The 13,504-nt window shown below is 34.6% G+C and carries 14 protein-coding genes and 1 riboswitch; of the genes, 13 read left to right on the top strand and 1 reads right to left on the bottom strand.

Annotated elements, in window-relative coordinates:
* Positions 1-110 precede the first annotated feature (110 nt).
* Together rpsB and tsf are read left to right on the top strand one after the other, a co-directional pair.
* On the top strand, positions 111-890 hold the full coding sequence (gene rpsB, locus GKZ88_RS04630) for a 30S ribosomal protein S2 (protein WP_155101233.1): 780 nt from the start codon (positions 111-113) through the stop codon (positions 888-890).
* Between the two features lie 137 nt (positions 891-1,027).
* Positions 1,028-1,990, top strand: coding sequence for a translation elongation factor Ts (gene tsf / locus GKZ88_RS04635; protein WP_155101234.1), 963 nt, complete (start codon positions 1,028-1,030; stop codon positions 1,988-1,990).
* Between the two features lie 202 nt (positions 1,991-2,192).
* Here the strand turns inward: tsf and GKZ88_RS04640 are convergent, their stop codons facing one another.
* Positions 2,193-4,310, bottom strand: a complete 2,118-nt coding sequence (locus GKZ88_RS04640) for a M3 family metallopeptidase (RefSeq protein ID WP_155101235.1) — start codon at positions 4,308-4,310, stop codon at positions 2,193-2,195.
* A gap of 359 nt (positions 4,311-4,669) precedes the next feature.
* On the opposite strand from GKZ88_RS04640, the gene GKZ88_RS04645 reads away from it, so the two are divergent.
* The 11 genes from GKZ88_RS04645 to thiH all read left to right on the top strand — a co-directional run bounded on the left by GKZ88_RS04645 (position 4,670) and on the right by thiH (position 13,497).
* Positions 4,670-5,332 carry a queuosine precursor transporter gene (locus tag GKZ88_RS04645; RefSeq protein ID WP_155101236.1) on the top strand — a complete coding sequence of 221 codons (663 nt, stop codon included), beginning with the start codon at positions 4,670-4,672 and terminating at the stop codon, positions 5,330-5,332.
* A 13-nt stretch (positions 5,333-5,345) separates the two neighbouring features.
* Positions 5,346-6,023, top strand: coding sequence for a hypothetical protein (locus GKZ88_RS04650; protein ID WP_155101237.1), 678 nt, complete (start codon positions 5,346-5,348; stop codon positions 6,021-6,023).
* Complete coding sequence (locus GKZ88_RS04655; RefSeq protein WP_155101238.1) at positions 6,023-6,592, top strand: DNA-3-methyladenine glycosylase I; 570 nt, start codon at positions 6,023-6,025, stop codon at positions 6,590-6,592. Before GKZ88_RS04650 ends, GKZ88_RS04655 begins: the two co-directional genes overlap by 1 nt.
* Positions 6,593-6,699: 107 nt before the next feature.
* Positions 6,700-6,796, top strand: a riboswitch (TPP riboswitch).
* A gap of 65 nt (positions 6,797-6,861) precedes the next feature.
* Positions 6,862-7,068 (top strand): sulfur carrier protein ThiS, encoded by a 207-nt coding sequence (gene thiS, locus GKZ88_RS04660; RefSeq protein ID WP_035645352.1) that lies wholly within the window; start codon positions 6,862-6,864, stop codon positions 7,066-7,068.
* Between the two features lie 145 nt (positions 7,069-7,213).
* Positions 7,214-9,037, top strand: a complete 1,824-nt coding sequence (gene thiC / locus GKZ88_RS04665) for a phosphomethylpyrimidine synthase ThiC (RefSeq protein ID WP_155101239.1) — start codon at positions 7,214-7,216, stop codon at positions 9,035-9,037.
* Positions 9,038-9,101: 64 nt separating this feature from the next.
* Positions 9,102-9,713 (top strand): thiamine phosphate synthase, encoded by a 612-nt coding sequence (locus tag GKZ88_RS04670; RefSeq protein WP_155101240.1) that lies wholly within the window; start codon positions 9,102-9,104, stop codon positions 9,711-9,713.
* Entirely contained in the window at positions 9,671-10,423 is a 753-nt protein-coding gene (locus GKZ88_RS04675; protein ID WP_155101241.1) for a hydroxymethylpyrimidine/phosphomethylpyrimidine kinase, read from the top strand. Before GKZ88_RS04670 ends, GKZ88_RS04675 begins: the two co-directional genes overlap by 43 nt.
* Entirely contained in the window at positions 10,416-11,054 is a 639-nt protein-coding gene (locus GKZ88_RS04680; protein ID WP_155101242.1) for a thiamine phosphate synthase, read from the top strand. Before GKZ88_RS04675 ends, GKZ88_RS04680 begins: the two co-directional genes overlap by 8 nt.
* Entirely contained in the window at positions 11,035-11,811 is a 777-nt protein-coding gene (locus tag GKZ88_RS04685; RefSeq protein ID WP_155101244.1) for a thiazole synthase, read from the top strand. The genes GKZ88_RS04680 and GKZ88_RS04685 overlap by 20 nt, the downstream gene beginning before the upstream one ends.
* 145 nt (positions 11,812-11,956) lie before the next feature.
* Positions 11,957-12,334, top strand: a complete 378-nt coding sequence (locus GKZ88_RS04690; RefSeq protein ID WP_155101246.1) for a GxxExxY protein — start codon at positions 11,957-11,959, stop codon at positions 12,332-12,334.
* Positions 12,335-12,375: 41 nt separating this feature from the next.
* Positions 12,376-13,497, top strand: a complete 1,122-nt coding sequence (thiH, locus tag GKZ88_RS04695) for a 2-iminoacetate synthase ThiH (protein ID WP_155101247.1) — start codon at positions 12,376-12,378, stop codon at positions 13,495-13,497.
* Positions 13,498-13,504 lie beyond the last annotated feature (7 nt).

Raw genomic sequence — 13,504 nt, forward strand, 5'->3', positions numbered from 1 at the left:
TGTTGTTGCTCTCCTATCGAGGTAGGAAATAGTTTAGCATCTAAATGTATAAAGCCTGGGAAACCGCCATTTATACATTGCTAATCAACAGAACGTAAACTAGTACAAAAATGGCAAACAAAATAGAAGTAAAAGACTTACTAGAAGCAGGTGTTCACTTTGGACACATGACTAGAAAATGGGATCCAAATATGGCCCCTTACATTTATATGGAGCGTAATGGTATTCACATTATCAATCTATATAAAACTGCAGCTAAAATTGAAGAAGCTAATGAAGCTTTGAAAAAAATCGCTGCATCAGGTAGAAAAATCTTATTCGTAGCTACCAAAAAACAAGCAAAAGACATCGTTGCTGATAAAGCAAAAGCTGCAAACATGCCTTACATCACTGAAAGATGGCCTGGTGGAATGCTAACGAACTTCGTAACTATCAGAAAGGCAGTTAAAAAAATGTCTTCTATTGATAAAATGAAGAAAGATGGTACTTTCATGACGTTATCTAAAAAAGAGCGTTTGCAAGTTGATCGTCTACGTGCTAAATTAGAGAAAAACTTAGGTTCAATCGCTGACATGTCTAGACTACCAGCTGCATTGTTCGTAGTAGATATCAAAGCTGAACACATCGCAATAAAAGAAGCACAAAAATTAAACATTCCAGTTTTCGCAATGGTTGATACGAATTCTGACCCAAGAGAGGTTGATTACGTTATTCCAGCAAATGATGATGCTTCTAAATCAATTGACAAAATTTTATCTTTAGTAACTGCTGCTGTAATCGAAGGTCTTTCTGACAGAGGTTCTGAAAAAGAAACTGAAGCTACTGAAGAAGTTGCTGCTGCTGTTGAAGCTGCGCCAGCTGCTGAAGCTGCTCCTGCAACTGAAGAATAAATCAAATTTAAATTCCAAATTTTAAATTCCAAATTCCAAATACAAAATTAAAAACGTTATGTTGATAATTTAATAAAATTGGAGTTTGGGATTTAGAAGATGGAATTTTTACTTTTAACATTAAAATTCAAAATATTATGGCAACAATTACTGCTGCAGACGTAAATAAATTAAGACAATCTACAGGTGCCGGAATGATGGACTGTAAAAAAGCTTTAGTTGAAGCTGATGGAGATTTCGATAAAGCTATACAAGTCCTTAGAGAAAAAGGACAAAAAGTTGCTGCTAACCGTTCTGACCGTGAGTCTTCTGAAGGAGCTGCTGTTTCTTTCATTAATGCTGACAACACTAAAGGAGCTATCATCACTTTAAACTGCGAAACAGATTTCGTAGGTAAAAATGAAGCTTTCGTAACTTTAGCTAAAAGTTTAGTTGAAAAAGCTATCAACTTTTCTTCAAAAGAAGAATTCTTAGCTTCAGATTTCAACGGAATTACTGTTGCTGAAAAATTAATCGAGCAAACTGGTGTTATCGGTGAAAAAATCGAAATCGGTGGTTTTGAAATCTTAGAAGGTGCTTTTGTTGGATCTTATGTTCACGTTAACAAAATTGCTGCTTTAACTGCAATTTCTGCTGCAATTCCTAACGCTGACGTTTTAACTAAAGATGTTTCTATGCAAGTTGCTTCTATGGGAGCTGATACATTATCTTACAAAGATTTTGATCCTGCTTTCGTTGAATCTGAACTTGCTGCTCGTATTGCTGTAATCGAAAAAGATAATGAAGAAGCAAAACGTTTAGGAAAAACTTTGAAAAATGTTCCTAAATACATTTCTTTCTCTCAATTAACTCCAGAAGTTTTAAAACAAGCTGAAGAAGATGCTAAAGCTGAATTAAAAGCTGAAGGTAAACCAGAACAAATTTGGGACAAAATTATCCCAGGAAAAGTACAACGTTTCATTTCTGACAACACTACTTTAGATCAAGAAAAAGCATTACTAGATCAAAACTTCATCAAAGATGACAGTAAAAAAGTTGGTGATTACGTTAAAGGATTCAACGTTGAAATCTCAGGTTTCAAAAGAGTTACTTTAGGTTAATATATTATTATTTCAATATAAAAAGCCCTGAATCTTACGATTCAGGGCTTTTTTTTATTCGACATAAACTGGACTGAAGTCCATCTCTACAATATAATTCGTTCTTTCCGGAACTACTGAAGAGCTTTTAATTCCAATACAATTCAATAAAAAATCCCCGAATAACTAATTATTCGAGGACTTTTATCAGATTCTCATCTTATTATTTTTTATCCTTAATTGGAAAATTTCTTGCACGCATCAAAGCATCTGATTTTGGAGCTCTTCCTCTGAAATTTTCATAAGCTTTCTCCTGATCGATAGTATTTCCAACGCTAAAAACAGTATCATAAAGACGTTTTGCTACTGCTTTATCATAAGGACCTTTTCCTTCTGTAAAAGCTTCCCATGCATCTGCATTGATAACATCTGCCCATAAATAACTGTAGTAACCTGCAGCATATCCATCACTTGAAAAAATATGTCCAAATTGCGGAATACGGTGACGCATTACAATTTCTGAAGGCATATGAAGCGCATCTAAAGTTTCTTTTTCAAATTTATGAGGATCAATAGGTTCTGTAGCTAAGTGAAGCTTCATATCAACTAAAGAACTTGAAATCGTCTCTACAGTAGAAAAACCTTCACCAAAATTAGATGCTTTTTCAATTCTGTCCACTAAAGCCTGAGGCAGTGGCTGATTTGTTTTATAATGTAAAGCAAATTTATTCAACACTTCTGGAGTTGCCAGCCAGTGCTCTAATAACTGTGAAGGGAATTCAACATAATCTCTCGCAACAGCTGTTCCTGCTAAACTTGGGTATGTTACATTTGAACATAATCCGTGAAGTGCATGCCCAAATTCGTGGAATAATGTACTTGCATCTTCCCAAGAAATTAAAATTGGCTCATTTGGCGCTCCTTTAACAAAATTACAGTTGTTAGAAACGATTGTAAGTACATTTCCATCAAGTTTTTGCTGATCGCGGTATGCATTCATCCAAGCTCCAGAACGCTTTCCTGCGCGGGCATAAGGATCAAAATACCACAAACCAACTACTTTGCCTGTTACTTTATTACTTACTTCCCAAACACGAACATCTGGATGGTAAACCGGAACATTTGTAACTTGTTTGAAACTTAAATTAAACAATTCACCAGCAACCCAAAACATACCTTCACGTAAGTTTTCTAATTGAAGATAAGGCTTAACTTCGTTTTGATCTAAATCATATTTTGCTTTTCTAACTTTCTCAGCATAAAAACGATAATCCCAAGGCTGAATTTTAAAGTTTCCACCTTCAGCATCAACAATTTTTTGCATTTCGGCAACGTCTTTATGAACTTGCTCAACAGCTGGCTCCCAAACTGACTCCATTAAAGCCAAAGTCTTTTTTGGATCTTTTGCCATTTTGTTAGACAAACTCCAGTCGGCAAAAGTTGGATAACCCAATAATTTTGCTTTTTGAGTACGCAATTGCAAAATTGAAACAAGTGTTGCATTGTTGTCATTTTCGTTTCCGTTGTCTCCACGTTTAACAAAAATATCAAACGCTTTTTCTCTTAAATCTCTTCGAGTTGAAAATGTCAAAAATGGTTCAATTGAAGAACGCGTATTGGCAATACAGCCTAAAGCATCTAACTTTCTTTCTTTTGCTTCAGCTATAGCTGCATTTTTAACTTCTGCTGGCAAACCGTCAAAATCGCTTTCTGTTTTTAAAGCTACATATTGATTATGTTCTTCTGCCAATAAATTTTGACTGAAACGTGTAAAAAGTGTAGCCAATTCTTTGTTTATTCCTGCAACTTTTGCTTTATCTGCTTCATTCAGCTGAGCTCCTTGACGAACAAAATTGGTGTAATACAACCAAATTAAACGCTGCTGTTCTCCTGTAAGTTTGCTTTTTTCTTTTGAATTATAAACCGTTTCAATTCTGGTAAATAATTTTTTATTCTGATTGATTTTATCTGAAAACTCAGAAAATTTAGGCGACAATTCTCTGTCAATTGCACTAAATTCAGGACTGCTTAAGTTTGATCTGTAAATTCCATAAACAGTCAAAATTCTTTCGATGGTTTGCCCTGAACGCTCCATAGCAACTATCGTATTTTCGAAAGTAGCAGGTTTTGGATTGTTTGCAATAACATCTACTTCATTTAATTTTTCCTGAATTGCAAACTGAATTGCCGGTTTAAAGTCTGAAACTTTATACTCATTAAAGGCAGGAACTCCTCCATAAGGCCCAGCCCAAGGTTTTAGCAACGGATTATCAGAATTGCTTTGTGCGGAAGCCGCAAGGAAAGTTGTACTCATGATAAAAATTGACATTAATTTTTTCATTCTCATTAATTTGATTATAAATAATAGAAACTTGTTCTTCTTCCAAAAATACCTAAAATTTATGTACCAGCAGCATATCACAATATGTTAAAAAAATGATACAAATAAAACAATCTGATTTTTTTTAAAAAGTTTTCGAACATAAAACACAACGAAAAACCCATAAATCATTGAAATAAAACACAATACACTAACCAAAACAAATTACAATTATTAGCTTTCTGCTTATAACTCATTTACTTAGATAGCATCAAAAAAGAAAAAACTGAAAATGAAATCCTACTTGCAAAAGAATATTTAATTTATTTTCAGCTTAAAATAATTAACTTTGAATAAAACAGATTTTATTATAAGCGTATATGTTTAAAACCAAAAAAGAAATTGTCTTTGTTATTTTGGCTGGAATATTTATAACTAATGCAGTTGTAGCTGAATTAATTGGAGGAAAACTGATTCAAATTGGCCCATTTGTAATGAGTATCGGGATTTTGCCTTGGCCTGTAGTTTTTTTGACAACCGATTTAATAAATGAATATTTTGGCGAAAAAGGAGTAAAAAAACTCTCTTTTATAACAGCCTGTTTAATTGCTTATGCTTTTTTGATTTTATTTATGGCTATTGTAATTCCTGCTGCCAAAGGAATAAGTCCCGTAAACGACGATCAATTTCAAGCTGTTTTCGGCCAGAGTATGTGGATTATTGTCGGCAGTTTGATTGCTTTCATGGCATCGCAATTAATCGATGTCTGGATTTTTTGGTTTTTCAAAAGACGTACTGGTGAAAGAAAAATATGGCTCAGAACAACTGGATCAACTGTAATTTCGCAATTATTTGATTCGTTTATTGTGCTCGGAATTGCGTTTTGGCTGCCTGGAAAAATTAATTTTGATACATTCATTTCTTCAGCTTTAATTGGATATACGTTTAAATTGTCAATTGCAATACTTTTAACTCCTTTAATATACGCCGGACATCATTTGATTAAAAAATATTTAGAAGAAGATCCTCCTCACAAAGAATAAAAACATCTGGATTATGAAAAATGTCAGCTTACTTATTTTATTCGCATTAATATGTCTCTCTTTTAGCTGTGGCCGTGACGAAAAAAAGCCTCCTAAAAAAACACTCATGCCTGTAAATATGCTGACACCGGCTCCCGTAAAAACTAGCGTAAAAATCGCGTCCAAAAATATTAAGGCTCCAAAAGAAATTGGAACAAAAAAACCTCCTGTAAATCAAAAAACTTTTGCAGTAAAAAGTACTATCAGCATAACGCCACTTCCAAGTCCAACAAGCAAAACAGAAAATTCGAAACCTAACATTAAAAAAGAAGTCAATGATAAATTACTGAATTTTGTAAATGTTAGAAAAATACTCAATAACTGCAAAATCGGTCAGACTTTATCTCAAAAAGAGCTGACACAAAACTTTGAAATTCCTGAAGAAGCAGTTAAACTAGTTAAAAGCGTTACTAAAACTGCTGAAAATGAGCTATCCGTAAAATGGAAGTCAACCTGGCTTGTCGAAAAAGTGTCAGATGCCGAACTTGAAGACGGTAAAATGATAGTAAAATTCAAAGCAAATAAAATGTATATGTCCGGTAATGCTATCGGCATAAAATACAATAGAAAAATCTATAACGACTTAATAATAATTGGCCGTTCGGCGTATATTCCAAGTGTTAAAGGATACAGCTGGCAAATAGGAAGATAATGGAAAAAGAAGATTTAATTCGATGTGGCTGGTGTACTTCCAGCGATTTATACAAAAAATATCACGATGAAGAGTGGGGAGTTCCTGTTTATGACGATCCTACTCTATTCGAATTTTTAATTCTGGAAACTTTTCAGGCAGGATTAAGCTGGATTACGATTTTAAATAAAAGAGAAAACTTCAGAGCCGCTTTTGATTATTTTGATTATAAAAAAGTGGCTAATTATTCTGAAGAAAAAATTGAAGAACTAATGCAGAATACCGGCATTATTCGGAACAAATTAAAAATTAAGGCCGCTGTTTCAAATGCTCAGGCTTTTATGAAAGTTCAGGAAGAATTTGGAAGTTTCTCTGATTATATCTGGAAATATACTGACGGAAAACCTATTCTAAACAGCCCAAAAACTTCAAAAGAAGTTCCTGCAACCACTCCCCTTTCTGATGAAATCAGCAAAGATTTAAAGAAAAGAGGATTTAAATTTGTTGGTTCAACCGTTATTTACGCGCACATGCAAGCCACCGGAATGGTCAATGATCACGCCGAAGATTGCTGGACGAGGACGAAATAGTTTTCAGTTTTCAGTGGCAGTCTCAGTTTTTTAAAACTTGAAATTACAAATTAGAGACTGTAAACTGAGACCGCGACTGAAAACTAAAAAAAATTACATATATTTGCTTCACACTTTAGGGGTGTCTACAACTTGTAGGCTGAGATTTTACCCTCTGAACCTGATCTAGTTCATACTAGCGTAGGGAAAAGTAAGATGACTTATGCGCGCATTTTTATGCGTAATTGTAGCCATTCCTAAAGTATAACTATATACTAAACTTAGAAGGAATGGAACTAAAAATCAACCAACAAACTAAACATTTCAATGCTGAATCGCTAAGCGTTCAATCATTGCTCGATCTCGAAATTCCGCACAAACAAAACGGAATCGCCGTTGCTATTAACAACACCGTTGTTCCAAAAACCAAATGGAACGAATTCTTCGTACAAGAAACTGACGAAATTTTAATTATTTCTGCTACGCAGGGAGGTTAGAAATAAATTCCAATAAAAAAAATCCAAATTCCAATTCCATTTAGGACGCAGACGCACTGCAGTGCGCCTCTACAGTAACTCATAACTCATAACTCATAACTCATAACTCATAACTCATAACTCATAACTCATAACTTCTTTCCCTATGACTACAGAAGAACAAATATCCAGAACACCATTTCCTAATTCTAAAAAAGTATATATAGATGGTGAAATTCACCCTATAAAAGTGGCGATGCGCGAGATTCATCTTAGCGACACCAAACTTTCAAATGGCGGAATTGAAAAAAATCCACCCGTAACCGTTTACGATACTTCTGGTCCTTACACTGATCCAAATGTTGAAATTGACATTAGAAAAGGTTTGCCACGCTTACGCGAAAGCTGGATCCTAAACCGAAATGATGTTGAAATTTTAAGCGAAATAACTTCAGATTACGGTCAAAGCCGATTAAAAGATGAAACGCTGCATCATCTTCGTTTTGAATATTTACATCAGCCAAAAAGAGCAAAAAAAGGCGCCAACGTAACGCAATTGTATTATGCCAAACAAGGAATTATTACGCCTGAAATGGAATATATTGCGATTCGTGAAAACCAAAGAATCGAACTTTTAAACGAACAGACCAAAGCCATGCAATGCCAACACGGCGGTCACAGTTTTGGAGCCAACACTCCAAAAAGCAAAATCACTCCTGAATTTGTACGTTCTGAAGTGGCTTGCGGAAGAGCTATCATTCCAAACAACATTAACCATCCCGAAAGCGAACCGATGATTGTCGGACGTAATTTTCTTGTAAAAATCAATGCCAATATTGGAAACAGTGCAGTAACTTCAAGCATTGAAGAAGAGGTTGAAAAAGCTGTTTGGGCCTGCCGATGGGGCGCTGACACCATTATGGATTTATCTACAGGGAAAAACATTCACGAAACCAGAGAATGGATTATTCGTAATTCACCTGTTCCAATTGGCACCGTTCCTATTTATCAGGCATTGGAAAAAGTAAAAGGAATTGCCGAAGATTTAACTTGGGAAATTTTCCGCGATACTTTAATTGAACAAGCAGAACAAGGCGTTTCTTATTTTACGATTCATGCCGGAGTTTTACTTCGCTACATTCATCTAACAGCAAATCGCGTTACCGGAATCGTTTCTCGAGGCGGTTCCATCATGGCAAAATGGTGTTTGTTTCATCATAAAGAAAACTTCCTGTATACACATTTCGAAGAAATCTGCGAAATCATGAAACAATATGATGTCGCTTTTTCTTTAGGAGATGGTTTGCGTCCGGGTTCCATTGCCGATGCGAATGACGCAGCTCAGTTTGCCGAATTAGAAACCTTAGGTGAATTAACCAAAATTGCCTGGAAACACGATGTTCAGGTTTTTATTGAAGGTCCTGGACACGTACCAATGCACATGATCAAAGAAAACATGGACAAACAATTAGAACATTGCCATGAAGCGCCATTTTATACTTTAGGGCCTTTAACAACAGATATTGCGCCGGGTTACGATCATATTACCTCTGCAATTGGTGCTGCAATGATTGGGTGGTACGGCTGTGCGATGTTGTGTTATGTAACGCCAAAAGAGCATCTTGGTTTACCAAATAAAAAAGATGTGAAAGATGGTGTGATTACTTATAAAATTTCTGCTCACGCTGCCGATTTGGCCAAAGGTCATCCAGGAGCACAATATAGAGATAATGCACTGAGCAAAGCCCGTTTTGAATTCCGTTGGGAAGATCAGTTTAATTTGGCTCTAGATCCAGATACTGCAAGAGAATTCCACGATGAAACGCTTCCTGCCGATGGTGCAAAAGTAGCTCACTTTTGTTCGATGTGCGGACCGAAATTCTGTTCTATGAAAATATCTCAGGAAATTAGAGATGTCGCTGCCGCAGAAAAAGGAATGCAGGAGAAATCAGAGGAGTTTATTGAACAGGGGAAAGAGATTTATATTTAAAAGAAAATAGAGCAAAGAATAAAGAATATAGAAAAATTAAGAATCTAGAAGAAAGAGGAAAGATATGATTGTCATTACAAATCCTTCTGCAATTGAAAATGAAATAGACATTCTTCATTCTTTATTTGAAGAAGGTCTGTCTTTGCTCCATATTCGGAAACCTGATTTTTCTGAGTTGGAAATGGTGCAGTTTGTTCATCCGATAAAAATGGAATTTAGATCAAAATTGGTTTTGCACAGTCATCATGATTTGGCTAAAGACTTTGGTATCAATCGAATTCATTTTTCTGAAAAAGAAAGAAAACATATTGATGACTATCCTGCAAGGTTTCCAAAACCTTGTAGGTATAATTCAACATCAACACATTCAATTGAAGATTTTAATTCTTTGGAAAATGGTTTTGATTATGCTTTTCTAAGCCCTGTTTTTAAAAGTATTTCCAAAAAAAATTATCTGCCCAAAACTGATTTATTCGAAGCCTTAAAATCAAGAACAAATTATAAAACAAAAGTGATCGCTTTAGGTGGAATTACTCCTGAAAACATTCAAGAAACGCTCAAAAATGGTTTTGATGATGTTGCACTTTTAGGAACAATTTGGAATGCCAAAAATCCATTAAAACAATTTAAATTATGTCAGCAAATCGTCCTTTCGTACTTACAATCGCAGGTTTAGATCCTTCTGGAGGTGCCGGTATTTTAGCTGACATCAAAACATTTGAACAGCATAAAGTTACTGGTTTTGCCATTGCGACTGCTAATACTATTCAGACCGAAAATAAATTTTATGAAATCCAGTGGGTCAATTTAAGCTTTGTTATTCGATCTATTGAGACCTTTTTTCTAACCTATAAAATCAATGTGGTCAAAATTGGTATCGTTCCTTCTTTACATTATTTAAACCGAATTCTTTCGACCATAAAACTATTGTCACCAACGACCAAAATTGTTTGGGATCCTGTTTTAAAATCGACTACAAAATTCGAGTTTTTAAATATTGAAGATCGCTTAGATTTAAACAAAATCCTTTCAAAAATTGATTTGATTACGCCAAATTATATAGAAATTGAAAAATTACTTCCTGGTTTCATAAAAGATCATCTTTGGATTGATAATGAAACTTCTAGTGCAATTCTTTTAAAAGGCGGCCATAATTTAAATGAAGTTGGAAAGGATCAATTGTTTTTGAAAAACAAAATCATCGATTTACTTCCAACTAATAAAAACTGTTCTGAAAAACATGGCTCAGGCTGTGTACTTTCTTCGGCAATCGCTTCCAATTTAGCCCTAAATCAAACTATTGAAGCAGCTTGTCAAAATGCTAAAATCTACATCGAAAAATACCTAAGTTCATCATCAACTTTAATAGGATATCATTATGTATAAAAAACTGCAATACATTTCACAGGGAAAAACAATAGAAGAACAATTATATAATATTCATCAGGCGCTTGATGCTGGCTGTGACTGGATACAACTGCGGTTTAAAAACCAAACTGCTAAAGATATTTTTACTTTGGCGGAAGCCGTAAAACTTTTATGCAACGAATACCAGGCGAAATTTATTGTAAACGACGATTTACATCTTGCGCAGAAAATTGATGCAGATGGAGTTCATCTTGGCCTTTCGGACATGAAAATTGACGAAGCAAGAGCTATTTTGGGCAATACAAAAATCATCGGCGGAACAGCCAATACTTTTGAAGATATTGAAAACCATGTAAAAAATGGATGCAATTATATTGGTCTGGGGCCTTTTAGGTTTACAACTACAAAAGAAAAATTAAGTCCGATTTTAGGTTTATCCGGTTATTTTGAGATTCTTCAAAAAATGAAAAAAAACAAAATTGAAATTCCGGTTTATGCTATTGGTGGAATTACTTTAAAAGATGTCAGTCCGCTAATGGAAACAGGAATTCATGGAATTGCCGTTTCCGGGATCATCACAGAAAGTCCAGAAAAGAAATTATTAATTCAACAATTAAACGAAAAATTATATGCAAACGTCATTGTTTAATATTGGAGATAAAAGCTTCAAATCTCGTTTGTTTTTAGGAACTGGGAAATTTGGTTCGAACAAAGAAATGGAAACCGCCATTTTAGCGTCAGAAAGTGAATTGGTAACCGTTGCCCTAAAACGCATCGATTTGGAAACCGATACTGATGCTATTTTATCACATTTAAAACATCCGAATATTAATTTACTGCCAAATACTTCTGGCGCAAGAAATGCAAAAGAAGCTGTTTTTGCAGCACAATTGGCCCGAGAAGCATTAGAGACAAATTGGGTAAAACTAGAAATTCACCCTGATCCAAAATACTTAATGCCGGATCCAATTGAAACTTTAAAAGCGACTGAAGAATTAGCGAAACTTGGTTTTATAGTACTTCCTTACATTCATGCTGATCCTGTTTTGTGCAAACATCTGGAAAGCGCAGGAACTTCGGCCGTTATGCCTTTGGGTTCGCCAATTGGAAGCAATAAAGGTTTGAAAACTATTGATTTTTTAGAAATTATTATTGAGCAAAGCAATGTTCCTGTTATTATTGACGCCGGAATTGGCGCTCCGTCTGACGCTGCAAAAGCAATGGAAATTGGTGCCGATGCTGTTTTGGTAAACACTGCAATTGCTGTAGCCGGAAATCCAAAATTAATGGCCGAAGCTTTTAAAGAAGCTGTAATAGCAGGAAGAAAAGCATTCGAAGCCAAAGTTGCTCATCAACACAACTATGCTGTTGCTTCAAGTCCTTTGACTTCATTTTTATATGACTAATTTTTAATCTCTCGCAGATTTAGCAGATTGAACAGATTTATTTGATTTAAAATACGAAAAATAATCTGCCAAATCTGTGAGAGAACATTCTATTAAAAAGTAAGAAATTTCGTTAAATTTGATTCAAAAGAATCAAATCAAAAGTATGTCAGAAAATGAAATTTCATATAAAGTCAGAGGAGCAATTTTTAAAGTATATAACAATCTAGGTCCTGGGTTATTAGAATCGGTGTATGAAAGTGCCCTTTATTATCAATTAAAAAAAGATGGATTAACAGTAATTAAACAAATTGATTTACCAGTTAAATATGATGAAATTTATTTAGACATAACTTTTAGACTAGATATTTTAGTGGAAAACAAAGTAATTATAGAACTAAAATCAGTAGAAGAGATAAAGTCTATTCACTTTAAACAATTAAATACTTATTTAAAATTAACTAATAAAAGACTTGGATTGTTGGTCAATTTCAACTGCTCTAATATTCTTGAAAATATCCATCGCGTAGTTAATAAAATTTAATCTGTATGATCTGCAAAATCTGCGGGAAACAAAATAAAAAAATGAACACATTCAAATCTATTTTCGAGCAATATAATTGGGATAACATTCAAACCAAAATATACGAAACGACTTCAAAAGATATTGAGCGGACTTTGGCTAAAACCAAATACAATCTCGACGATTTTTTAGTTTTGATTTCTCCTGTTGCTCAAAACTATTTAGAAGAAATGGCGCAGAAATGCCATGAAATTACCAAGAAACGTTTCGGAAAAACAATCCAAATGTATGCGCCATTATATTTAAGCAACGAATGTCAAAACATTTGTACCTATTGCGGATTTAGTTTAGACAATAAAATCAAACGAAAAACACTAACCGATGCAGAAATAAAACTCGAGGTTGAAGCTTTAAAAAATACAGGTTTTGATCATGTTTTATTGGTGACTGGCGAAGCAAATTATACGGTAAATATCAATTATTTTCTGAATGCCATTGCTTTAATCCGGGAAGAATTTTCGATTATTTCTGTTGAAGTACAGCCACTTTCTACAGAAGATTATCAGCGTCTGCATGATGCTGGAGTTTACTCCGTTTTAGTTTATCAGGAAACGTATCATCAGGAAGTTTACAAAAAATATCACACGAAAGGCAAGAAATCAAATTTTGATTATAGACTGGAAACTCCAGACCGCATAGGAACTGCCGGAATACATAAAATTGGTTTGGGTGTTTTATTAGGTTTGGAAGATTGGCGAACGGACAGTTTTTTTAACGCTTTGCATTTGGATTATCTTCAAAAGAAATATTGGCAGACGAAATATTCCGTTTCGTTTCCGCGTCTCCGTCCCGCTGAAGGCATTATCGAACCCAATTTTATTATGGATGATAAAGATTTGACACAATTGATTTGTGCGTATCGTTTGTGGAATGAAGATTTGGAGATATCAATTTCGACCAGAGAAAATGAAAAGTTTAGAAACAATATTATTCCAATTGGCGTTACAAGTATGAGTGCGGGATCAAAGACAAATCCGGGTGGTTATGTTGTTGATCCACAGTCTTTGGAACAATTTGAAATCAGTGATGAACGCTCTGCCGCAGAAATTTCAAAAATTATAAAAAGCAAAGGTTACGAACCCGTTTGGAAGGATTGGGACCTAGCATATAGTCAAAAGTTGTAAAATCGAA

The organism is Flavobacterium sp. LC2016-01 (assembly GCF_009711135.1).
GTDB lineage: Bacteria > Bacteroidota > Bacteroidia > Flavobacteriales > Flavobacteriaceae > Flavobacterium.